Source organism: Actimicrobium antarcticum (assembly GCF_039536745.1).
Lineage (GTDB): Bacteria > Pseudomonadota > Gammaproteobacteria > Burkholderiales > Burkholderiaceae_D > Actimicrobium > Actimicrobium antarcticum.
The window spans coordinates 337,248-359,846 of the sequence record NZ_BAAAZE010000005.1; the positions used below are offsets into that span (position 1 = coordinate 337,248).

Here is a 22,599-nt window from a genome sequence, read left to right on the forward strand (position 1 = left end):
GGGCTTCGCAGCCCAACCTCCGAGCTGCGGGTGGGGTTGCGCACCTGTCACCCATAAAAAAACGCCTCGAATGTCGAGGCGTTTTTCATTCGGCACAACCGATGCGAATTACTTCGCAGCAGCCTTGGCCTTGACCTTCAAGCGCCATGCATGCAGCAACGGCTCGGTGTAACCACTAGGCTGTTCCAGCCCCTTCATGACCAGATCCCGCGCCGCGCAATAAGCATCGGAACCATCAAAGTGCGGTGCCATCGGCTGGTACAGCGGATCGCCGGCGTTCTGGGCATCAACCACGGCCGCCATGCGTTGCAGGGTTTCCTGCACTTGCGCTTCGGTGACGATGCCGTGCAGCAGCCAGTTGGCGATGTGCTGGCTGGAGATGCGCAGCGTGGCGCGGTCTTCCATCAGGCCGACGTTGTGGATGTCCGGCACTTTCGAGCAACCGACACCCTGGTCGATCCAGCGCACCACGTATCCGAGGATGCCCTGGGCATTGTTGTCGAGTTCCTGCTGGATATCGCTGGCGGACCAGGTCGGATTGGTGGCGACCGGGATGTGCAGCAAGCCGTTCAGCAACTTGTCGATTTCCGGGTTGGCGTCGATCTTCTCCAGCTCTTTCTGGACTTCGGCAACATTGACCTGGTGGTAATGCAGCGCGTGCAGCGTGGCGGCGGTCGGCGACGGGACCCATGCGGTGTTGGCGCCGGCTTTCGGATGCCCGATTTTCTGTTCCAGCATGGCGGCCATCAGGTCCGGCATGGCCCACATGCCTTTGCCGATCTGGGCACGTCCGCGCAGGCCGCATGACAGACCAACCAGCACGTTGCTGCGCTCGTACGAGGTCAACCAGGTACTGGTTTTCATGTCGCCCTTGCGCAGCATCGGACCGGCTTGCATCGCGGTGTGCATTTCGTCGCCGGTGCGATCCAGGAAGCCGGTATTGATGAAGGCCACGCGTGCGCCGGCTTCGTTGATACAGGCTTTCAGGTTGACGCTGGTGCGACGCTCTTCGTCCATGATGCCTAGCTTGACGGTATTGGCGGGCAGGCCGAGCAGGGCTTCGACACGGCCGAACACTTCGCTGGCGAAGGCGACTTCAGCCGGACCATGCATTTTTGGTTTGACGATGTAGACCGAGCCGGTGCGCGAGTTGCCGATTTCCTGGCCAGCCTTGCGCTTGATGTCGTGCAGTGCAATCGTCACGGTGACGACGGCGTCGAGGATGCCTTCCGGGATTTCCTGGCCATTGCCCAGCAGGATGGCCGGGTTGGTCATCAGGTGACCGACATTGCGCAGGAACAGCAGCGAGCGGCCATGCAGGGTGACGATGCCGTCTTTGGCATCAGTGGTGCCGGCGGCTGCGGTGTACTTGCGGTCCGGGTTCAGCGTACGGGTGAAGGTCTTGCCGCCCTTGCTGACCTCTTCGACCAGCGTGGCTTTCAGAATGCCGAGCCAGTTGTCATACGCGACGACCTTGTCATCCGCATCGACCACGGCAACCGAATCTTCCAGGTCGAGAATGGTCGACAGGGCCGACTCGATCACCAGGTCGGACACACCGGCCGCGTCTTCCTTGCCGATGGCGGTGCTGGTATCGATCTGGATGTCGATGTGCATGCCATTGTTCTTGAGCAGGATCGCTGTCGGCGTGGCTGGCTGGCCTTGATAACCGACGAACTTGGCGGCGTCGGCGAGGGCGCTGATGCTGCCGTCTTTCAGGGTCACGGACAATTTGCCGTCGACGATCTGGTACGCGGTCGAATCACGATGCGAACCCGTAGCCAGCGGCGCTGCCTGGTCGAGGAAGTTGCGCGCGAACTCGATGACTTTGGCGCCACGAATCGGGTTGTAACCTTTGCCGCCACGGGTGGCGCCGTCGGTTTCCGGCAAGGCGTCGGTACCGTACAGCGCGTCATACAGCGAACCCCAGCGCGCGTTGGCGGCGTTGAGTGCATAGCGAGCGTTCAGGATAGGCACCACCAGTTGCGGCCCGGCTTGCAGCGCGAGTTCGGCATCGACATTGCTGGTGGTGATGGTGACGTTGTCCGGACGCGGGACCAGGTAGCCGATCGATTCCAGCTTGGCGCGGTAGGCCGGCATGTCGGTGATCGGGCCCGGATTGGCACGGTGCCATTGGTCCAGTTCGGTCTGCAGACGGTCACGCTCGGCCAGCAGCGCGGCGTTCTTGGGCGCAAGGTCGTGGACGAGTGTGTCGAAGCCTTGCCAGAATTTGGCGCTGTCGAGGCCGGTGCCCGGCAGGACTTTGTCTTCGATGAAACGGTACAGTACGGTGGCGACTTGAAGCTGGTTGCAGGTGGTGCGTGCAGTCATGGTGAAACCTCGTTGGTTGTCGTAATTAAAAAGAAATGGATGCCATCCCAAACCTTGTTGGCCGGCATCCCTGATATGTCTTGTACTAAATCAAATACACCTCAAGCCGGCTCGCGATGCTGCAATGCAAACGCCAGAACATCCTTCAGCGAGCTGCCCTGTCCGTGCGGCGTGACGCCCAGTTCTTCCAGTGGCGCCCCGGCGCGGTTGACCCAGAACGTGGTGTAGCCGAACCAGCTGGCACCACAGACATCCCAGCAATTACTCGACACGAACAGGATGTTTTTTGCGGGAATGCCAAACAGGTCGGTGCCCAGCTGGTAGGTTTCCGGCGCCGTCTTGAACTTGCGCACGCTGTCGGCGGACAGCAAATGCGTGAACAGCGATTGCATCCCGGCAGCCTTGACCGCGACTTCCAGCATCTCGGTATTGGCGTTCGACAGGATCGCCAGTTTAAAACCTTGTTGCTGCAATTGTTGTGCGACTTCCAGGTTTTCCGGAAAGGGTTGCAGTATCGCGTATTGCGCCATCAGCGCATGCTGTGCATCCAGGTTCAGTTCCAGTCCCAGCTTCTTGCAGGAAAACACCAGCGCATCCTGCGTGACTTCCCAGAACGGCTTGTACATCGAACACATGGTGCGCAAGCGCGTGTATTCAATCTGCTTGTCGCGCCATAGCGCGGCCAGTGCGTCGCCCTTGCCCGGGAAAAGTTGTTCTGCTGCCGCGCCGATCGAATACACATCGAACAAGGTGCCGTACGCATCAAAGACGATTGCCTGGAGTGTCATGGGGGGAATTTTGTTGGTATGGGTGGCCTGCAGTATAAGCAAACAAAAACGTTGCAGGTAATCCGTTTGGTCACTTGATTTGTGATTTTTTGACATAGATGGCGGTAGGGCCAGACGCTTCTGCCAGAAGGATGTGGTTTTGGACGCCGTTGTTTGCGGACGTGATCGAACTGCATGTCGTGATCGACGCGATTGCTGACGACGCTCAATTCAACCAGAGAAACTTCAGAAATGGCAACAGGTCTTCTTTAAAGATGACGCTGGCGTTATCGCTGCTGTGCCGGTTGCACAGTCGAATCCCCTTCGCGATCAAGGAGCCTGCGTGCGACTACCCCCAACTTTTTCAGTGACATTTTCCGGACTGTTTTTTTACATGACGCTCGCTGCACATGCTGCCGACACGCCACCCGGCTTAGCGGATGGACTCGCGGCAGAACTGCCGACGGGACCATCGGACGGCATGATGAATTCATCGCCTTCAGCCCAACCCGCTGGCGCGCCAGTCGCCAGGTCGCTGAATATGCCAGCCAGCAAACCGACTGGCAAGGCAATCAGCCTGCTGGTCGGCACGACCGGGTTGGCCATACACGGAGTCGGTGCCATCAATTCCGAGATGAACGCACGGATCGGCGTCAATTACTTTAATAATGTCGATTTTTCGACCAACACAAAATATGTCGACTGGAATCTGCACCTGAAGCTGCGTACCTTCGATTTCTTGCTGGACTGGTTTCCGTGGGATAGCAATTTCCGGTTTACGTCAGGCGTGGTTTTCAACCGCAACCAGATCGAGGCGCAAGGAACGTATGCCAACGTCGATGGCATCGGCATCGGCGGATTGCCATTCACGTCATTCACTTATCAAGGTGTGGATTACAACGTGTCGCAGGTCGGCGGTCTGAAAGGGAAGATCGATTTCCAGCCGGTTTCGCCGTATCTGGGCATGGGCTGGGGAAATGCGCTGAAAGACGGCAAGGGTTGGGGCCTTTCCAGTGATGTCGGTATTTTGTTCCAGGGTTCGCCGACGTCGCGCACCAGTGCCGAAAACTGTACCTTGCCCAGCCGCGCCTGCGAGATGATTTCCATCTTGCTGGCATCCGAAGACCAGCGTCTCAACGACAAGCTCAAGCGTTTTCGTGCTTACCCGGTCATCAGGGTGGGAGTCAATTACCGGTTTTGACGTGACCTGCACGCAGGCGTGTGGCGGATGGCGCAAACCTCGTTGCAGAAGCGCTTACGCGGGATCGGTTGTGATACCATCGGGCGCTTCGCTTGGCGATGACGCGGTATCAAACATTGATGCTGTCGTTGCAATTCAGCGCTGCCCGGGTGGTGAAATCGGTAGACACAAGAGACTTAAAATCTCTCGACTTATGGTCGTGCCGGTTCAAGTCCGGCCCCGGGCACCAACGTAGCTGACCGTCCTGGCTACAAAAAACGCAAAACCCGCACTGCACACAGCGCTGCGGGTTTTTTGTTGTCTTGTGCGGTTGCCGGTCCGGATGAATGGGGCAGGCTGTTTTAAACGATGATCAGGAACTCGCCGTGACCAGCCTTGTCTTGAAGGCCTGCATCTCCTCGCCCAGCGCAACCAGATCGACCTTTGCCTTGCGTACTTTCGGGAACATCTCTCCCTCTTCCTCGCCAACATGGTGCTTGATCTGCTCGGAGAGCACCTTGACTTTGGCATCGTAGAGATCGTCGCCCGGATCCATTTCCATCAACTGCGCGATCAGCTCCTTGGCGCTGGCGTGCTCGACCAGCGCCTCGTCCATCAGATCGCCGTCCTTGACCGGGCCACGGACCGCAGGATAAAAGACTTGCTCCTCGACCTCGGCGTGGATCTCGAGCTCCGAGCAAATCTGGTCGGCGATCTTCTTTTTGGAGGCGGTCGAGCGGTCGCTGAGCGCTTCGAACTGTTCGAATAATGCGGTGACCTTTTCGTGGTCGGCGGTGAGCATGGCTATCGCGTCTTTTGACTGTGCCTTCATGGTGACTCCTCGGTTGGATGGAGCCTGAATTATCGAGCGCTCTTTTGTGGTTGTATGTGTGGTTTCAAACATAGGCAGCAGTGTTTGGCCGACTGTTGAGGTATATCAATTGGGCCGCAAGGGGCCCTCGGACAGTACCCGCGCAGCGCGCCGGCCATGCCATTGACGCACTACGGCAAGCCGCCATCCCATGTGCGTCAACCCGAAAAACGCTATCCCCAGCAGTGCCGCAAGCAATGGCATGCCCAGCAGCAGTGGCCGTCCCGTTCCCTGCAGCCAGCTCAGCCATTCGGCGCCACTGGTCGAGAAGGACAGTGCCGGCCAGCCAACAGGATGTCCCAGACATAACGCGCCCAGCATCCACGCCAGGCCCCAGAGTGGCAAGGCGGTCAGGGGATTGCTGAGGAATGTCACTACGACGGCGGTCGGCAAATGCGCCTTGAAGCGCACTGCGAGCAGGGCCGCAATCAGTGTCTGTGCGGGTAGTGGAACGATGCTGACCACTGCGCCGATGGCCGCGCCGAGGGCGACCGAGCGTCGTCTTGGTATCCATAATTGAGGCGTGTTGTTGCCGAGAAATCGCGCCATCTGAGGGTGGTTCCGGATCATGTCCGAATTGCGCAACCTGTCACGCCATGTTGTTGCCATCGGCTTACTCCATTTCGGGTTGTGGCACGGCGGGTGCTGCGGGGGCGCCGGTCACCATGTGTTTTGCAGGCAGGCATGCTGTCATGTGGTCGTGCGGAGCGGGCTGGTCGAAGGGCTACGCGATGCGCTCCTTCGACGCGTCCGTTCATGGCAAGGAGTGGACTTTGGCGCAAGGGGGCAGACAGTATTCAATGCAGAAGCGATCAGTCGAATCAGACCGATAGCCCTGACACTTGGCACCATGTACCGACAGGTCCGCCGCCGCCATTATTGCTCTGATTGCTGATCGGCCGGTTCATCTGGTGCCGTCATGCGATGCCGTGAGCCAGGACTGCGGCGGGTCACCATACGCGCACGGTAGGCGGCACGCCTTACTGCGCCGTCGATCGCCTGATACATGTTGTCGTTGACTTCGCGGATCACCATGCCCGGACGGCCTGGCATCGTCACGCTGATCTGGCAGACCATGTCGCGGCCGCCACGCGGACCGTTCAGGTCACGCAGTCGGACCACGATGCGCATCACGTGGCGGCTCGCATGAGAGAACGCAAACGCCAGTCTGCGTTCGAGATGCTGGCGCAATGAGGGGGTGAGGGAGAATTCCTGGGCAACCATCTGTACGTCCATGAGGTGTTCCTTTCATCGTTCACTGAGGAGTCCCTAGTGTTGCCGATTTTTATGGTTTGAAAACCTGATGAAACCTTATGATTGCTTCGGTAAAACGGTTTTGGTTCGGTGCTGCCAGATTGATCGGGTCGAGCCGTCATGACGCGCTCCGAGGCTCAGACGTACGCCATCACCACGCAATTGCGGCCGCTGTCCTTGGCCCGGTAAAGCGCATCATCGGCCACCCGCAGCAGACTGCTGGCGTCACTGTGGGCGCCACTGCTGCGATCGGGCGACCTGACAGCGACACCGGCGCTGATCGTGACCTTGCCGATCCCGGAGCGTTCGTGCGGTATGGCGAGTTCTTCGATCGCCATGCGCATGGCGTCGGCCAGTTGCAGCGCAGCGGTCGCATCCGTGTTGGCCATGACGATTGAAAACTCCTCACCGCCATAACGTGCCGCGAGATCGCTGGTGCGCCGTGTTGCTGCCTGCAGTACGCGGGCGATTATTTTCAGGGACTCGTCGCCGGCCTGATGGCCGTAACAGTCGTTGTATTGCTTGAAATGATCGACGTCGATCATCATGACGACCAGTGTTTCTCCGGTACGTCGGGCACGCGCCAGTTCGCTGTCGAGGATGACGTCGAACTGACGGCGGTTGGCCAGACCGGTGAGGCCATCGGTGGCCGATAGCGTGGCCAGTTTGCGGTTGGCGTCTTCCAGTTCGGCGGTGCGTTCGGCGACCCGCTGTTCGAGGCTGTCGTACAGCCGCGCGTGGGCAATCGAGATCATCGCCTGTGCGCCCAGCAAGCGCAGGAACTCGACGCGCTCCGACGTGAAGGTCGCGTCCGCCAGATTGTTTTCGAGGTACAGCATGCCGACCACTTGGTCTGACTGTTTGATCGGCAAGCAGAGTACGGAACGTGGACGATGCGCCCGCACATACGGGTCCGTGGCAAAGCGCGGCGAGATCGCGATGTCGTCATCGATGACCACATCGCCGGTACGTACCGCATAGCGCAACAGCGACAACGGAAACTGCGGGTCATGTTCGGCATCCAGCGAGAGCGGTCGCGCCTGCAGTACCGAGACGATATCGCTGGTGATGTCGGCCTCCAGATACCAGGCGCCTTCGCTGTGCAACAGCAGTCGCGCGACTTGCGCACCGGAGTTTTCGCGCACGATCCCGATCAGTCGCTGCAAGACATTGCGCAATCCGGTTTCATGGGTCAGGGCAAGTGCGGCTTTGAGAATCGAGGCCAGATCGAGTGCTGCATTGATCGCACCGCCGCCGATTGACCCGGCCAGGCTAATGCTTGTCGGCCGTTCGGATGCGGTCTCCTGCAGGTCGGCATGGAGTGCTATCAACTGCGCCGCCTTGCCGTCGGCACCCCATTGACGATACAGCGCGACGGCGTCCTGCAGGAACACGCCGGCCAATCGATGCTGGCCCTGATCGCGCCAGAATTCGCCATAGTGTTCGCTGGCGAGTGCCTGAATGTTGATGTACCCGGTCGCGCGCGCCGTGTCGATGGCCTCGCGGTAATGGCGCATCGCCAGCGGCACATCGTGTTCATGGCGTGCCAGTTCCGCTAGCGTCAGCAGATGCCGGGCGGCGAGGTCGTGGTTGCCCTGACCGACCCATCCGGCAAGCCCGGCCTGCAAGGTATCGAAGCGGGCGCGCAGGCCGTGGGCATCCGCGCGCTGCGGATTGCGGCGCAAAAGGCGCATCCAGATCAGTGCGGCATAAAACGTGGTGTCGGGTGTCTTGGCCTGGCCACGCAGGATCTGGATGACGGTGCCGTGATGGTCGGCCAGCGCCTCGGCATCGGCACTGTCGAACAGATACGCGTTGCGGATTTTGCCCTGGTAAAAATAGGCCTGATAGAGACGGGAGCTGCCGTAGGTTGCCAGGAAGCGGGCTTCGTTGAAAGCGTCATCGTCGTAGCTGCTGCTGCTGTTGCTGCTATTGCTGCTGGTCAGCCCCATCAGGCATTTGATCGGCTGTACTGCGCCGGCGATGATGCAGTCGACCATGTCGATCTGGCCATTGCTGCGCATCTGCACCAGATCGCGTTCGGTGGATTCCAGCAGGTCGGGCAAGTAGTGGCCCATGATCAGCCGGTCGGTCGCGCGCACTGCGGCCACAACACCCACCTGAACGAAGTCGCCGCCATCGAGCGCCCACTGAAATGCCTCGTCATACAGCGAGTCGCAACTGCGCAGCGGACGGTTCCAGTGGTTGATCATGGCGCCGAACATCAGGCAGGTCTGGGAGCGCGCATGCAAATCGGTGCGGCGATTGGCCAGCTCAAGCGCCATCGCGCCGATGTCGTGACTATGTGGATCGTGATCGGAGTAGGCGATAAAAAATGCGTACGCCACATAGGCCATTGCGCTGAAATCGCCGGTGCCTTTTTGCAGCGACAAGCGCGTCATCGACAGCACCATCAACACGCTCAAGTCCTGCTGGCCGGCGTAATAACTGGCCAGCCACAGGCCCCGCATCATTTGCATCGTGGCCAGCGCGGTCGGGTCCTGCATGTCGTCGGCCAGCAGCAGATCATCCATGCTGCGGCCTGCGCGCAGCTGCCTGGTTTCGGCAAGGATGACGGGGATACCGGTTTTCAGTATGTCGGGATCATCCGAGATATCGATCTGCAACAGATGCAATCCGTTGCGCAGAATGGCGATCGCGTCGGGCAGGCGTCCCTGCAATTGATACTGCTGGGCCTGAATCGTGATGCAGCGGATCTGTTGCAGCGGTGTCGTGCAGTGCGCCAGTACGGTCGGATACATGGCGTCGGCTGCGGCAAATTCGCCGCACAGATAGGCCGCCTCTGCTGCGCCCAAGTGCAGGGCTAGCGACAGTTCGGCATGCTGTTGCCAGGCGTCGTCCGGTAGCAAGTCGATCCCGATGCGCATGTGGTGCAGCGCTGCCTGAAAGGCTGCCGAACTGCGTGCCTTGATGCCGGCGCACAGGTTCATTCGTGCCAGTTGCAGCCGTTCTGCGGGCAGGCTGATCAGGGCGCGGCCTGCGTTGAGCTGCTCGGCAATGGCAAACAGCTGCAGCTCGCGTGTCTCTGGTGTCGCGTGTTGAACCAGCAGGCGACCGATGTGCAGATGGTTTGCCTGGCGCTGGCTGGCGCTCTCCACGGCATACGCGGCTTGCTGCACGCGGTCGTGCAGGAAGCGATAGGCGATGCGTGACGTGGCCTGTGCTTCTGTCGGCCGGTCGATCGCGTCGGCTTCGTCCTCGGCCAGATATTTATAGTGTTGATCCAGCGGATGAATCAGCCCTGCCTGCAGCGCCGGCCACAGCGCCTGCTGGGTCTGATACGGCGTCATGGCGGTGGCGATGGCCAGTGTTTCCAGCGCGACGCGGTTGCCGACGCAGGCCGCCAGTTGCAGCAGATGCCTGGTCTGCGGTGGCAGGCGCTGGATTTTTGCCAGCATCAGGTGCACCACATTGTCCGTGTAGTCGGCGTTGTTCAGTGCCACCAGGTCCCATTGCCAGTCGTTCTGTGCATGGCGATACTGCAAGTGGCCTGCGTCATGGATGGCCGACAGGAACTGGCCCAGAAAAAAAGGATTGCCGCGGGTTTTCTGATAACACAGGCGGGTCAGCGGCGCGCATGCGTCGGTCGTCACATGCAAGGTCTCCGCCAGCAGTTGCGCGACCTGCTGTTCGGTCAACTCCGCCAGCGTGATCGTCGACAGTCGCACCTCCGCTTTGCGCAACTGCTCGCACAGCGCCATCAGCGGATGCCCGGCAGCGACTTCGTTATCGCGGTAGGCGCCGATGACCAGCAGATAGCGGTCGTCCGGTTCGCGCACGAACAGGTCGATCATTTTCAGTGTCGGCGCATCGGCCCATTGCAGGTCGTCGAGGAACAGCACCAGCGGATGCGCTGCCGACGAAAATACCTGAACAAACTGCTGGAACACCCGATGCAGCCGGTTGCGCGATTCGACCGGCGGCAGTTCTGCCACGGACTCGGTGGGGCCGACGATCAGGGCCAGTTCCGGTAGCAGTTCGACCATCGCCCCAATGCTGGCACCCAAGCTAGCGCGCAACTTGTCGGCCCACTGCCGCACCTGCTGATCGGGTTCACCGAGCAACTGACGGATCAATTCGCGGAATGCCTCGATCAGCGATGCATAGGGCACATCGCGCCGGTACTGGTCAAACTTTCCCGCCACAAAACAGCCGCGCCGCGCCGCCATCGGCTTGTGCACTTCATTGACGACAGCCGATTTGCCGATGCCCGAGTAGCCAGCGACGAGCAGCATTTCACTGGGGCCGTTGCTGGTCCGCTCGAACGCGGCCATCAGTGCGTCGACCTCGGATTCGCGGCCAACCAGCTTTTGCGGAATGACGAATTTGCCGCGATGGTCCGATAAGCCTGCCGATGGCGCACGGCGTCGATCCGGTTCCAGCGATATCGCACGACACAATGCCAGATCACTCTTCAGGCCATGCAGACTTTGATAGCGCTGCTCGGCGTTTTTTTCCAGCAGGCGTTGCACGATCGCCAGCAGCGGTCCCGGCAGATTGGCCAGCGCCGGCACTGACCAGTCGGGTATACGCGCAATATGGCAATGCACCAGTTCCATGGCGTCGGCGACGGGGAAGGGCGGCTGTCCGGTCAATAGCTCATAGAAGGTCGCACCGAGGGCATAGAAATCGGCGCGATAATCGACGATGCGGTTCATGCGTCCGGTCTGCTCCGGTGCCATGTAATGCAGCGAGCCTTCCAGCGTTGCCGGATTGATGAGGCCCTGGGTTTCCTGGCCCAGCTCGCAAGAGATACCGAAGTCGATCAGCTGCAGCCGGGCTACCTTGCCGTTCCAGACCAGATTGGCGGGATTGATGTCTTTGTGAATGACGTTATGACCGTGCACGACGTCCAGCACATCACACAATTGCAGCGCAATCTCGAAAAAATCGACCAGTGGCAAGGCGGTTCTGGTATCCGACGGGTGACTGGCTTTGTAGCCGAGCAAGACCTTGTCCAGTGACTGGCCGCCGATGTCTTCGTGCAGCATGGTCCAGTAGCCGGCCTGCTGCTGCAGTGCCAGCGGACGGACAATGCCGGCAGTCGTGAAGCCGCGCGCAATGGCGTATTCACGCTTGAAGCGAGCGATTTCCTGGGGGGAGGGGCATTGCTTGTTGAGGATTTTGACAATGACCGGCGCGCTGTTCTGACTGGAGATGGCGCGATATACCCGTGAGCGCGCGCTGTTGTGCAATTGCTCCGTCGTTTCATAGTCGTGAAGTTCGCCCACGTCTTTTCCTGTTACTGACTTGCGTGTGTTGACACCTGGAGAGATATCGATTGCACACAATTTAATCTGCGTTCACGGCATCGTGAACAACGGCGGGGACGACTCTCCAAATAGAATGTTGCCATTCTACATCTAGCGTTTGATGCGCCCACAAAGACCTTCCGAAAAGGAATAAATAATAACGAAGCAGGAGGCCGATTTTCTGATGCCGGCCTCTGTCATCGCGGAATTCTGGCCGCTGTAATCACTTCACGCAGGTCGCGATGATCTGGTGGCGTATCGGTACCAGCAGCGTCGGCAAAATGATGGGCTGTACGTCGACATGACTGAATCCCGCAGAGCGCAACACCGCGCCGGTATCCCGGCACAAATTGCATCCTTCGAATAGCCAGTGCCACGGCTGTCGAATGGTCTGCTGCAGCACCCGCTCACCTGAACCTGCCGGCGCCGCAACATGCTCGATGCAGACAAAGCGACCGCCCGGGCGCAGTACGCGCAGCACCTCGGCGATGACGCGTTGCGGCTGGTCAACGGTGCACAGCACCAGCGTAGCGAAGACCAGATCGACGCTGTCAGACGGCATATCAAGCGACTCGGCCATCAGGTCGTGCAGCTGCAGGTCGATGCCGTGGTTGGTGGCTTGTGCCCGCAGCGCGGCGTGCATTTGCCGGTTCGGTTCGATGGCGATCAGGCGGGTGCCGGCTGGCAGGTAGCGCATGTTGGCGCCGGTGCCGGAACCGAGTTCAACCACGACGGCCGGGACGTCAGCCAGCAGCCCGGATTTGATCGCGGCGTATTTTTGATGCATGTAGCCATCGAGGGTCTGCAAGAGCCAGGCGTTCAGGCGGCCTCGGACTGGATTGTCGGACATGGGGTGGGGTTTTCTGTGGATGGGGACGGGTGCACTGTACCTTGTGTGGGGTTTACTGCGCAGGGTTGTTGCATGAAGGGGGGCAGTTGCGGGAATGTCGTCGGTAATTGAAATCGACGGTGCTCCGTCCCTGCCAAGCCGGGGGCGGTTCGGCAGCCGGTCACTTCTTTTTGCTTCGCTGTTTTGTAGGTTGGGCTGCGAAGCCCAACATGCGTCAAGCTGCCTTCTAGGACGCCACGGCGTGCGGTCGTCGGTAGCTAAAATGGTTTGATCTCCGTCGCGATCAAGCCGGGTGCGGCCCGGCAGCCGGTCACTTCTTTTTGCTTCGCCAAAAAGCAGTTTTGTAGGTTGGGCTGCGAAGCCCAACATGCGTCAAGCTGCCTTGTAGGTCGCTACGGCGTGCGGTCGTCGGTAGCTAAAATGGTTTGTGCTCCGTCATGACCAAGCCGGGGGCGGCCCGGCAGCCGGTCACTTCTTTTTGCTTCGCCAAAATGAAGTAACCAAGAAAAAGGCGACCGCAAGACCGCTGCCCTGCGGGTTCCCAAAAACCGGGTACGGCAAGAGGGAAGCCCGCAAACTCGCTACGCTCAGACAGTGCGGGCTTCTGATCCTCTTGCCGTACCCAGTTTTTGGCAGCGATCTTTTTATGCGGAATTCAAGGTCAAGACCAAGCCCAGCCTTGGTAATTGGTTGATGGTCAGGCTCGCTTTGCGCGAGAAGGCCGGCTCATCGATATCCACATCGACTTCAAAACCAACGTCAAAACCGGCGTCAAAACCAATGCCAAACTCAAAATCTACAAGGCTTTTACAAGCCATCTTTCTCGCGCAAAGCGAGCCCGGCCATCAATCAATCATCAAGGCTGGGCTTGGTCTTGACGTTGAATTCCGCATAAAAGGCCGCTGCCAAATACCGTGTCCGGGCAGGGGATAAGAGGGCCGCACTGTCTGAGCGTAGCGAGTTTGCGGCCCTCCCCCTGACCGGGCACGGTATTTGGGAACCCGCAGGGCAGCGGTCTAGCGGTCGCCTTTTTTTGCTTACTTTATTTGGCGAAGCAAAAAAAGTGAGCGGCTGCCGGGCCGCACCCGGCTTGGCTCCACGGAGCGCAACCCGTTTTAGCTACCGCAGGCTGCAGACCGCGTGTCGTGGCGACCCGCAAAGCAACCTGACGCATGTTGGGCTTCGCAGCTATGCCTTTCAAGGTCGGCCTATTTAACTCATTGATTTATATAGGCTTTCATTTTGAAAAATTAAAACCGCAGGCCTGTAACTCATTGAAAATAAATACAAAAATTCTTCACCTTGAGACGCATAGCTTCGCAGCCCAAGCTACGAAACTGATCCTCTTGCCGTACCCGATTTTTGGCAGCGGCCTTTTTACGCGGAATTCAACACCAAGCCCAGCCTTGGTAAATGGTTGATAGTCTGACTCGCCTTGCGCGAGCCTGCCCAAGCCTGAAATAAAAATCGACGCGCGCTGCTATACTCCGCACATGCGTTTACACCTCAAGACATTCCTGCTCTGGCTAATGATCGCCACGCTCCCTTTGCAGGGGCTGGCTGCTGCCATGAAATTGTCTTGTGATCCGGCGCATCATGCCATCGCCATGGTTAGCGTCATGACGCAGGATCAGCATCATTCCGATTCCTCCAGCGATCAACATGACCACGCGGGCATGCATCTCGCCGCCGCCGATACCGGTCAGTCAGATCAGCCCGGCGTCAACGACCACCACTACAAAACGTCTTCCTGCAGTGCCTGTGCCGCCTGCTGTGTCGGCGCTACCGCACCACCGCCAGTCGTGCTGCCGCTGCCCGTTCGCATCAGTTCGGAGCTGGTCATCGTTGCTCCCGCCACATTCGCCACCGGCATCACGCCGGACGGCCTCGAACGTCCCCCCAAACGCAGTTAATTTCATTAACGTATCGCACCGGATACGACGGCTGATGGCCGTCCGTCACTCTTGCGCGATCGTTCGCACCCGGTGCGATGTCGCGTGTTGAAACACGCATTGATGAATGATTTTGGGGGAAACCATGCCGGCACCTTGCCACTTCCTGTTAGCCATGTGCGTCGTATTGCCATGTGCCGCGTCTGCGCAATCGCAGCAATCTTCCGATCCCGCCAGTGCCGATGCCGCCGTGCCGGCAGTGACTTACACATCGGCATTTTCCAATTACCGCGCCGTCTCCGCGGAACAGGTCTCTCCGGCCAAAGTATGGCGTCAGGCCAATGACGAATTGGCAAACACCGGTGGTCACATGGGTGGTGGCTCCAGCCAGCCAGAGTCGGCCAAGCCAATGACGCCAATGAAGCCAATGAAGCCAATGAAGCCAATGACGCCAATGAAGCCAATGCCGCAATCGCACGCAGGCCACGGTGCCCATTCCATGGGAGAAAAATGATGCGTCAATTACGCAAACTGAAACCACTCTCGCTGGCAGTGATGACGCTGGTCCTGTCCGGTTGTGCGACGTTCTCGCAGGATGGCGGGCTCGATTCCGTGGCATCCCTGACGAAAGAACGTACCGGCCAAACCGTCCAGCGCGAGAAATCCGCTGACGATATCGCCGCGACACAGGCTACCGTGTCGGAACTCCTTGCCAAGCCACTCACAGCCGATTCGGCGGTGCAACTGGCGCTGCGCAATAACAAGGGTTTGCAGGCATCGCTTGCCGATCTGGGCGTGGCCGAAGCCGATCTGGTCCAGTCTGGCAGACTGCGTAATCCGGGGTTCAGTTTCGGTCGGCAACGCAGCGGTGACGATGTCGAAATCGACCGCAGCATCATGTTCGACCTGGCAGGATTGCTGACCATGCCGATGCGCACGAAGATCGAAGGACGGCGCTTCGAGCAGGCAAAACTGCAGGCGGCATCCAGCGCAGTCGAACTGGCCGCAGACACCCGCAAGGCCTATTTCAATGCAGTCGCCGCAGCCCAGTCGGTGACCTTTGCAGAGCAGGTGCGTACCGCCGCAGAAGCCGGTGCCGATATGGCGCAACGGCTTGCCAGGGTCGGCAATTTCAGCAAGCTGGACCAGGCCCGGGAGCAGGTTTTTTATGCCGAGGCCACCACCCAGCTGGCACGGGCGCTGCACAACGCCACCGCGACTCGGGAAGAGCTGACCCGCTTGATGGGCATCTGGGGCAACGATATCGGGTTCAAGTTGCCGGACCGGTTGCCTGACCTGCCCAAGACGGCCAACGAAGCCGGTGACATCGAAGCGCAGGCAATGACCCGGCGCCTCGATGTGCTGATGGCAAAACGCGATACCGAAGCCACCGCCAGCGCACTCGGCCTGACGCGGGCAACTGCTTTCGTCAATGTGCTGGACGCTGGCTACACCAGCAAGAGCGTCAGCGGCAGTCCACGTGCCAACGGTTATCAGATCGAACTGGTATTGCCGATCTTTGACTGGGGTACCGCGCGTTCCGCGAAGGCCGAATCGCTGTACATGCAAGCGGTCCATCGCACCGCCGACACGGCCGTGCGGGCGCGTTCGCAGGTGCGCGAAGCGTACTCCGCGTATCGCACTTCCTACGACATTGCCAGACACTATCGCGATGACGTGGTGCCGCTGCGGAAGATGATTTCCGACGAGGTCATGCTGCGCTACAACGGCATGCTGGCCAGCGTGTTCGAGCTGCTGTCGGACGCCCGCGACCAGGTCAACAGCGTCAATGGCGCGATCGAGGCGCAACGCGATTTCTGGATCAGCGAAACCGAGTTGCAGGCCGTCATCCATGGCAGCGGCGCAGCGCCATCGCGCAGCAGCGTACGGAACACACCGAGCGCGTCTGCGCCGTCACACTAATCAGGAGTTGAACATGGTCACACGCAGAAATTTTTTTACGGGTGCTGCCGCCCTGGTCGGTGCCGGCGTTGTTAGTCGGATTGGTGCTGCCTCATTGCCGGAGGCGCCGATGATGTCCAGCGCCGCCACGCAATCCCCGTTGATGCCGCCCAACGGCCGGCCCTACAACCCGGTGGTGACCCTGAATGGCTGGTCGCTGCCATGGCGCATGAACAACGGCGTCAAGGAATTTCATTTGATCGCCGAGCCGGTCGTGCGCGAGCTGGCACCCGGCATGAAGGCCAATCTGTGGGGTTACAACGGCCAGTCCCCCGGCCCGACCATCGAGGTAGTCGAAGGCGATCGGGTGCGCATTTTCGTGACCAACCATTTGCCGGAACACACCAGCATTCACTGGCACGGACAGCGCCTGCCGAACGGCATGGACGGCGTGACGGGGCTGACGCAGCCGGGTATCCCGGTGGGCAAGACCTTCGTCTACGAGTTCATCGCCAAACGTCCCGGTACCTTCATGTACCACCCGCATGCGGACGAGATGACGCAAATGGCGATGGGCATGATGGGCTTCTGGGTCACGCATCCGAAGAATCCGGCCTTCATGCCGGTCGACCGCGATTTCGTTTTTTTGCTCAACAATTACGACATCGAACCGGGCAGCTTCACGCCCAAGGTCAACACGATGCTGGAATTCAATCTGTTCACGTTCAACAGCAGGGTGTTTCCGGGTATCGACTCGATGAACGTGCGTCAGGGCGACCGGGTCCGTATCCGCACCGGCAACCTGACCATGACGAATCACCCGATTCACATGCACGGCCACGAATTCGAAGTTACCGGTACCGACGGCGGCTGGACCCGGCCCGAATCCCGCTGGCCCGAAGTCACCACCGATATCGCTGTTGGCCAGATGCGGGCGATTGAATTTGTTGCCACCGATCCGGGTGACTGGGCCTTCCATTGCCATAAATCGCATCACACGATGAATGCCATGGGTCACAGCGTACCGACCATGATCGGTGCCGACCATCGCGGCGTTGCGCAAAAAATCAACAAGCTGGTGCCCGACTACATGGTCATGGGCGAGCGTGGCATGGCCGACATGGGACAGATGGAAATGCCGCTGCCAGACAACACCTTGCCGATGATGAGCGGGCAGGGGCCATTCGGCGGCATCGAGATGGGTGGCATGTTCACGGTCGTCAAAGTTCGCAAGGACCAGAAGCCGGGCGACTACAAGGATCCGGGCTGGTACAAGCATCCGGTCGGTACTCTGGCCTACGAATGGAAAGGCGCCATGCCCGAGGCGAAGCGCAGCAGTTCTGGTGGTGGGCAATCAATGCCGTCGGTCGCGCCGGAACAAGAAATTGAAATGACCGTGCGCAAGCCAACCGGGCATGGTGGTCATCACTGATACAGGGCGCAGGAACGGACCTTTCAGTCCGCAGCATCTGTCTGAAAAACTGAATGAAAGCACCCATGAAAAACACGATATCCCGACGACTCTGCCAGAGTGCTGTTCTGATCCTCGCACTCGGTGTGGCCTCCACGGTGGCATTCGCGCACGGTGACGGCAAGCCCAAAGTCGCCGCGCCGATCTCCGCCGAGGAGCATGCCTTCGGCAAACAGGGCGAGCCTGCCAAGGCCTCCCGTACCGTCACCATCGACATGAACGACATGATGCGGTTCGGTCCGTCGGCCATCACGGTCAGGCAGGGCGAGACCATCCGCTTCGTGGTTCGCAACAAGGGAAAAATGCTCCATGAAATGGTCATCGGCACTCTCGACGAACTCAAGGTGCATGGCGAACTGATGAAGAAGTTTCCCGGCATGGAGCACGACGCACCGTACATGGCCCACGTCAAACCCGGCAAGAAAGAAGACATCGTCTGGCAATTCGACCAGCCCGGCGAATTCCATTACGCCTGCCTGATGCCCGGCCATTTTGAAGCCGGCATGGTCGGAAAAATCATCGTCACGAAAGGATAAATCATGCAACGTCGCACTCTGCTGCAAGCCCTGCTGGTGAGCGCATTCGCCGCGCCCATGCTGGCCCACGCCGCCCGACCGCTGATCGAGGTCTACAAGACCGAAGGCTGCGGTTGCTGCGAAAGCTGGATCGATCATCTGAAAGCCAGCGGCTTCGAGGTCAGCGCCCGCAATGTCGGCGACACCGGCGTCTATCGCAAAAAATTCGGCATCCCGCAGGCACTGGGTGCCTGCCATACCGGGTTCATCAACGGCTATGCGCTGGAAGGGCATGTGCCCGCAGCCGAGATCAAACGCCTGCTGGCCGAACGTCCGAAGGCAATCGGCCTGGCAGTGCCTGCGATGCCGCTGGGCTCGCCCGGCATGGAGGGTCCGCGCAAGGATCCGTACGACGTGTTTCTGGTGCAGGCCGATGGCAGGCACTCGGTGTTCAAACACTATAACGGTGGCTGATCTGGCTGCTGTCGAATCAACTTTCATCGAAAGGAATGACACATGAAATCAATGACAACTCTCGTGGCGGCTGTGGCCATTGCGCTGTCGTCTCTTGCCGTTGTCCCGGTGGCCATTGCCGCTGATACCGAAACGGTCGCTCCGGCAACGTCAATAAGTACCGGTGAGATCCGGAAAGTGGACAAGGACGCCGGCAAGATCACCATTCGCCACGGCGAGCTCAAGAACCTGGGCATGCCGGCGATGACGATGGTATTTCGTGCCAGCGATCCGGCGCTGCTGGAGCGCCTGAAAACCGGTGACAAGGTGAACTTCGTGGCGGATAAGGTCAACGGTCAATTTGTTGCCAAACAGGTTGAGGTGCAGAAGTAGCTGGCAACGGGTTGTCCTGCGCTGCGGGAATCAACCCCTGATTCCCGGCATGAAATCTATCCCGGTCCGGCGCACCAGTTCCTCGTAACTGATCGGTTTTCCTACCCGGGCATCATCAGTATTGTCGAGCCAGTGGACCCAGGCGCGCCGCGTTGCCGGATCGTAGACCAGCTTGAACAGCGACTGCGGTACCCATACCCGATTCGCACCGATGGTGGCCGGGCGTATGTCAAAGACCGGACCGGTAATGACATACACGTCGCCGCTGGCGCGCAGTACATAGTTGCGCGTAGCCTTTTCGATGGCAGCCCACGGCTTGCGATTGTTGATGGTCGCTTGCGGCACCATGTTTGCCAGCGAAAAACTCTGCGCCATGGCGGCATCGGTTGCCATGTCACCGGCCGGTGCCATGTGACCGCGATCAAAACCCGACTGCTTGTAATCGGCAAGCTCTGCACGTTCGCCCGAGGGCAGACGTGCGTCGGCAAAGAAGCGTGTTCCTCGGGTGATTTTATTGTCGAGGTTGTCTTTGTTCAGGCGTTCCGCAACATAGATGGGCGTGCGGCTTCGGCCGGAATGCAGGACTGCAAAATTGTCGTAGCACAGCGCGCGCGGCGCCATCGACGCGTTTTTCAATACGGGTAACGCACCTCCGGCAAACAACTGGCGACATTTGGAAAAGTCGGCACTGGTTGCCGCAGAGGAGGTGGCAGCAGCCATCAACAGGATTGCCGTGGCAACGGTTTTTTTCAGGGAAATCAACATGACGCAATCAGGACGGGTGGAGCGGTCGTCGCCCCAGCGGTCGGTGCGTTGTCTCAGGCTGGCGCGGTCACTTGCCGGTGATGGCAAGGGCGCGGGCAGCGCTGTTCAAACGGGTGCGCGCTGGCTTGACTTTTCGCAAGGTCGGTAGATTGCGCGCAATTTAAAATTACGGGAAGTCGATCTTGAAAATAAAAATTTTCACGGGCTAGTGCGCGGGTGGATGTCGAAGGCGCGAATGCCCTGTTTCGCTCCCCGCAAGACGCGTCTTGCATTCTCTGACCGCACCGACCGCCCACGCTCCCGCTATCTCGGGCTGTCGATCAAATCAGCGATTGATCCGGCTGGCCTTGCATGACGCCGGGCACGTCCGGATTATCGCGCTGCATCGTTCCCGGTCAACGGCTGCAAAGTCAGCGCGGCATTGACCGCATCATCCACACTCAGATCACACAGCGTCACTTCATTCAAGCCGTCGATGGCAGCGCGGAGCAGGACTTCGCGGGCCGGATTTTTCAGGCGTGCAAACAGCAAGTGCGTCTGCTGGTTGCGCAAGGCCCGATGAAAATCGCCGATCGCTTCGACGGTCGAGCTATCCAGATCCGGTGATGCTTCCAGGCTCAGAATCAGCGTTCGGGTTTGTTTGCCGGACGCGGCGAGTGCGTGTCGCGCCTGCGTCAGGATGCGTTCTGCATTGGCAAAGAACAGGGCCGTGTCGGGACGCACGATCAGGATGCCGGGCACTGGTTGCGCGGCCGGATGCAGGATCGTGCTGACAAAATCATGGCCATGATCCAGACGCCCAAGTACCGTCACCGACGACTCTGACAGTCGCCGCAACAGCATCAGCAGACTCACGGCAACGGCGGCGAGCAAGCCATCGACCACGCCCAGCAACAGCACCGCCAGTACCGCTGCCAGAATCACGAAGCGATCACGATGCAACCTGAAATACGGCTGGAACACGCTCGGGCGCAAGGTATGACTGACAGCGTGGATCACGATCGCCGCCAGCACGGGTTGCGGTATCAGTGCAATGGCAGGCAGGCAGGCAAGCACGATCAGCAGCAGCGTCAGCGCGGCAATCCCGCCGGCCAGGCGTGACACCGCACCGCTGGCTTCGTTGGCGGAGGTGGCCGAATACCCGGCACCGGCCGGCATTCCCTGACATAGTCCAGACACGAGATTGGCCGCACCCAGTGCCAGCAAGTCGCGGTTCGGTACCACGCGGTCGCCATGCTGCATCGCAAAGGTCCGGATCGAGCTGGTCGATTCCGCATACAGGATCAGCACCATCGCCATGCCGAGTTCGGCCATGCGCAACCATCCCGCGTAGCTCAGTTGCGGTAGCGCTGGTGCCGGCAGGTCCAGCGTCAGCGATCCGACCAGGCTTATGCCTTGCTGCGCCAATGGCAGCCATCGACCAGCCGCAATCCCGATCAGGATCACCAGCAAGCCACCGGGCAAACGCGGAATGCGGGCACACAGGAACAGGAGCGCCAGCGCCACCATTCCGACCAGCACCGAAGCCCAGTTCCAGCTGGCGGCCAGGCTGCCGAGTTCGCCGAGGTAGCGAATCATGTCGGTATGGCGCGGCGCTACCCCGGCCATGGCGGCGAACTGCTTGACGATGATGACGATCGCCAGCCCGAACGCAAAACCGCGCAAGACCGGTTTGGCAATGAAGTCCGACACGCTGCCGATGCGGGCCATGCCGGCCGCCAGGAAAAACACCCCCGTCAGCAGGACCAGTCCGGCGCCAAAGGCCAGTTGCAAGGTCGGGTTGCCGCCAGCTGCCGCCGTGGTGGCTGCGGCCAGTACCGCGGCCGATGACGAGGTCGCCGAGACGATCGCAAAGCGGCTGGTGCCAATCAGGCCGTAGCACACCAGTCCGGCAAACATGGCGACCACCCCGGCCTGCGGCGGCAGATTGGCCATGCCGGCGTAAGCCACGGCCTCGGGTAGCAACAGCCCTGCCAGCGACATGCCGGCGATCAGATCCCGCCACGACATGCGCGGTGCGTCGTTCATGAAAAGCGCCAGGCGCAAGCGGTTCTGAAACCAGGAGATCACATCGCTATCCGTAAAAAGTGGCGACCAGGTTCTGGTCAAAAAAATGCTGTAACGGCGTGCCGTATCGCTGCAGGCATGAAACTCCGCGCCGCAGTATGCGCCCGAGAGCACCCGGGCGGGGAGGCGATTGCGGCTGGTGGGGTCCTCAACGGCACGCTGTGGTGGCAGTCACGGAGCCCCGCCGGCATGAACAAAAGTTGTGCACCGAATCTGTGGGTAACTGTGGGGACAACTGCGATCGGGGTGCGTCGACGTCGCACGGGTTCTGGCTTGCCGGCGCTGCCTCATTTTTCATCATCGGGCACATTCGTCGCGGGTGTGACTGCACTGGCGTCGCATTAGACTGGCTGGTTGCCTGGGTAAACAGCGTGTTGTCCGAAAATGTTGTCCCGATATGTCTTGTGCTGGCAAGGCATAGACCTTTTTTCAGCTGTTTTTCTCAGGCACGTCGAGTCATAAAAAAACGATTTCGAGGGATTTAAAACTTTTACGAGAAGTCTATATAATTGGCTTTAGGAAACTAATTGTAGGTTTTTGATCTGGGTTACTCGTATTCATTTTTGTCGATAGTTCTGGTGCAAGCTGCGTTGCGCAGTGTCGTCGACCCGCCTG

General features: G+C 59.7%; 19 protein-coding genes and 1 tRNA gene. 10 read left to right on the forward strand and 10 right to left on the reverse strand.

Annotated features, from left to right (window positions below; genetic code table 11):
* Positions 1-108: 108 nt before the first annotated feature.
* The gene (locus ABD720_RS04325) at positions 109-2,331 is read right to left on the reverse strand and encodes a malate synthase G (RefSeq protein WP_344762003.1); all 2,223 of its coding nucleotides are present in this window, start codon (positions 2,329-2,331) and stop codon (positions 109-111) included.
* A gap of 101 nt (positions 2,332-2,432) precedes the next feature.
* Complete coding sequence (locus ABD720_RS04330) at positions 2,433-3,119, reverse strand: haloacid dehalogenase type II (RefSeq protein WP_344762004.1); 687 nt, start codon at positions 3,117-3,119, stop codon at positions 2,433-2,435.
* A 322-nt stretch (positions 3,120-3,441) separates the two neighbouring features.
* Here ABD720_RS04330 and ABD720_RS04335 point away from each other — a divergent pair, with 322 nt between their 5' ends.
* Together ABD720_RS04335 and ABD720_RS04340 are read left to right on the forward strand one after the other, a co-directional pair.
* Positions 3,442-4,299 carry a hypothetical protein gene (locus ABD720_RS04335; RefSeq protein WP_344762005.1) on the forward strand — a complete coding sequence of 286 codons (858 nt, stop codon included), beginning with the start codon at positions 3,442-3,444 and terminating at the stop codon, positions 4,297-4,299.
* A gap of 143 nt (positions 4,300-4,442) precedes the next feature.
* A tRNA-Leu gene (locus tag ABD720_RS04340) sits at positions 4,443-4,528 on the forward strand.
* A gap of 123 nt (positions 4,529-4,651) precedes the next feature.
* On the opposite strand, the gene ABD720_RS04345 is transcribed toward ABD720_RS04340, so the two are convergent.
* The 6 genes from ABD720_RS04345 to ABD720_RS04370 form a co-directional block, all read right to left on the reverse strand.
* Positions 4,652-5,110: a hemerythrin domain-containing protein gene (locus ABD720_RS04345; protein WP_344762006.1), complete on the reverse strand. Its 459-nt coding sequence runs from the start codon at positions 5,108-5,110 to the stop codon at positions 4,652-4,654.
* Positions 5,111-5,215: 105 nt separating this feature from the next.
* Positions 5,216-5,698, reverse strand: a complete 483-nt coding sequence (locus ABD720_RS04350) for a DUF2062 domain-containing protein (RefSeq protein WP_344762007.1) — start codon at positions 5,696-5,698, stop codon at positions 5,216-5,218.
* Positions 5,699-6,025: 327 nt separating this feature from the next.
* A complete protein-coding gene (locus ABD720_RS04355) occupies positions 6,026-6,385 on the reverse strand; it encodes an HPF/RaiA family ribosome-associated protein (protein WP_344762008.1) in 360 nt (119 codons plus the stop codon).
* A gap of 155 nt (positions 6,386-6,540) precedes the next feature.
* Positions 6,541-11,655, reverse strand: coding sequence for a diguanylate cyclase (locus ABD720_RS04360; RefSeq protein ID WP_344762009.1), 5,115 nt, complete (start codon positions 11,653-11,655; stop codon positions 6,541-6,543).
* Between the two features lie 244 nt (positions 11,656-11,899).
* On the reverse strand, positions 11,900-12,526 hold the full coding sequence (locus ABD720_RS04365) for a class I SAM-dependent methyltransferase (RefSeq protein ID WP_344762010.1): 627 nt from the start codon (positions 12,524-12,526) through the stop codon (positions 11,900-11,902).
* Positions 12,527-13,170: 644 nt separating this feature from the next.
* A complete protein-coding gene (locus tag ABD720_RS04370; protein ID WP_344762011.1) occupies positions 13,171-13,344 on the reverse strand; it encodes a hypothetical protein in 174 nt (57 codons plus the stop codon).
* A gap of 354 nt (positions 13,345-13,698) precedes the next feature.
* Between ABD720_RS04370 and ABD720_RS04375 the strand changes: the two genes are divergently transcribed.
* From ABD720_RS04375 to ABD720_RS04410, 8 genes are all read left to right on the forward strand, one after another.
* A complete protein-coding gene (locus ABD720_RS04375; RefSeq protein WP_344762012.1) occupies positions 13,699-13,947 on the forward strand; it encodes a hypothetical protein in 249 nt (82 codons plus the stop codon).
* 72 nt (positions 13,948-14,019) lie between these two features.
* Positions 14,020-14,439: a hypothetical protein gene (locus ABD720_RS04380; protein ID WP_344762013.1), complete on the forward strand. Its 420-nt coding sequence runs from the start codon at positions 14,020-14,022 to the stop codon at positions 14,437-14,439.
* Positions 14,440-14,563: 124 nt separating this feature from the next.
* Positions 14,564-14,932 carry a hypothetical protein gene (locus ABD720_RS04385; RefSeq protein ID WP_344762014.1) on the forward strand — a complete coding sequence of 123 codons (369 nt, stop codon included), beginning with the start codon at positions 14,564-14,566 and terminating at the stop codon, positions 14,930-14,932.
* Positions 14,929-16,341, forward strand: coding sequence for a TolC family protein (locus tag ABD720_RS04390; protein WP_344762015.1), 1,413 nt, complete (start codon positions 14,929-14,931; stop codon positions 16,339-16,341). Before ABD720_RS04385 ends, ABD720_RS04390 begins: the two co-directional genes overlap by 4 nt.
* Before the next feature lie 13 nt (positions 16,342-16,354).
* Positions 16,355-17,752 (forward strand): multicopper oxidase family protein, encoded by a 1,398-nt coding sequence (locus tag ABD720_RS04395; protein WP_344762016.1) that lies wholly within the window; start codon positions 16,355-16,357, stop codon positions 17,750-17,752.
* Positions 17,753-17,817: 65 nt separating this feature from the next.
* Positions 17,818-18,327, forward strand: coding sequence for a cupredoxin domain-containing protein (locus ABD720_RS04400; protein ID WP_344762017.1), 510 nt, complete (start codon positions 17,818-17,820; stop codon positions 18,325-18,327).
* A 3-nt stretch (positions 18,328-18,330) separates the two neighbouring features.
* Positions 18,331-18,780, forward strand: coding sequence for a DUF411 domain-containing protein (locus ABD720_RS04405; protein WP_344762018.1), 450 nt, complete (start codon positions 18,331-18,333; stop codon positions 18,778-18,780).
* 42 nt (positions 18,781-18,822) lie between these two features.
* Positions 18,823-19,152: a copper-binding protein gene (locus ABD720_RS04410; RefSeq protein ID WP_344762019.1), complete on the forward strand. Its 330-nt coding sequence runs from the start codon at positions 18,823-18,825 to the stop codon at positions 19,150-19,152.
* 30 nt (positions 19,153-19,182) lie between these two features.
* Here the strand turns inward: ABD720_RS04410 and ABD720_RS04415 are convergent, their stop codons facing one another.
* Together ABD720_RS04415 and ABD720_RS04420 are read right to left on the reverse strand one after the other, a co-directional pair.
* On the reverse strand, positions 19,183-19,917 hold the full coding sequence (locus tag ABD720_RS04415; protein ID WP_425547906.1) for a DNA/RNA non-specific endonuclease: 735 nt from the start codon (positions 19,915-19,917) through the stop codon (positions 19,183-19,185).
* Between the two features lie 372 nt (positions 19,918-20,289).
* Positions 20,290-21,945: a SulP family inorganic anion transporter gene (locus ABD720_RS04420; protein ID WP_344762020.1), complete on the reverse strand. Its 1,656-nt coding sequence runs from the start codon at positions 21,943-21,945 to the stop codon at positions 20,290-20,292.
* Positions 21,946-22,599: the final 654 nt, after the last annotated feature.

Coding starts and splice junctions, on each gene's coding strand:
- ABD720_RS04325 (WP_344762003.1), bottom strand. CDS start 2,331: ATGACTGCACGCACCACCTGCAACCAGCTTCAAGTCGCCACCGTACTG.
- ABD720_RS04330 (WP_344762004.1), bottom strand. CDS start 3,119: ATGACACTCCAGGCAATCGTCTTTGATGCGTACGGCACCTTGTTCGAT.
- ABD720_RS04345 (WP_344762006.1), bottom strand. CDS start 5,110: ATGAAGGCACAGTCAAAAGACGCGATAGCCATGCTCACCGCCGACCAC.
- ABD720_RS04350 (WP_344762007.1), bottom strand. CDS start 5,698: ATGGCGCGATTTCTCGGCAACAACACGCCTCAATTATGGATACCAAGA.
- ABD720_RS04355 (WP_344762008.1), bottom strand. CDS start 6,385: ATGGACGTACAGATGGTTGCCCAGGAATTCTCCCTCACCCCCTCATTG.
- ABD720_RS04365 (WP_344762010.1), bottom strand. CDS start 12,526: ATGTCCGACAATCCAGTCCGAGGCCGCCTGAACGCCTGGCTCTTGCAG.
- ABD720_RS04370 (WP_344762011.1), bottom strand. CDS start 13,344: ATGGCTTGTAAAAGCCTTGTAGATTTTGAGTTTGGCATTGGTTTTGAC.
- ABD720_RS04375 (WP_344762012.1), top strand. CDS start 13,699: ATGTTGGGCTTCGCAGCTATGCCTTTCAAGGTCGGCCTATTTAACTCA.
- ABD720_RS04380 (WP_344762013.1), top strand. CDS start 14,020: ATGCGTTTACACCTCAAGACATTCCTGCTCTGGCTAATGATCGCCACG.
- ABD720_RS04385 (WP_344762014.1), top strand. CDS start 14,564: ATGCCGGCACCTTGCCACTTCCTGTTAGCCATGTGCGTCGTATTGCCA.
- ABD720_RS04390 (WP_344762015.1), top strand. CDS start 14,929: ATGATGCGTCAATTACGCAAACTGAAACCACTCTCGCTGGCAGTGATG.
- ABD720_RS04395 (WP_344762016.1), top strand. CDS start 16,355: ATGGTCACACGCAGAAATTTTTTTACGGGTGCTGCCGCCCTGGTCGGT.
- ABD720_RS04400 (WP_344762017.1), top strand. CDS start 17,818: ATGAAAAACACGATATCCCGACGACTCTGCCAGAGTGCTGTTCTGATC.
- ABD720_RS04405 (WP_344762018.1), top strand. CDS start 18,331: ATGCAACGTCGCACTCTGCTGCAAGCCCTGCTGGTGAGCGCATTCGCC.
- ABD720_RS04410 (WP_344762019.1), top strand. CDS start 18,823: ATGAAATCAATGACAACTCTCGTGGCGGCTGTGGCCATTGCGCTGTCG.
- ABD720_RS04415 (WP_425547906.1), bottom strand. CDS start 19,917: ATGTTGATTTCCCTGAAAAAAACCGTTGCCACGGCAATCCTGTTGATG.
- ABD720_RS04420 (WP_344762020.1), bottom strand. CDS start 21,945: ATGAACGACGCACCGCGCATGTCGTGGCGGGATCTGATCGCCGGCATG.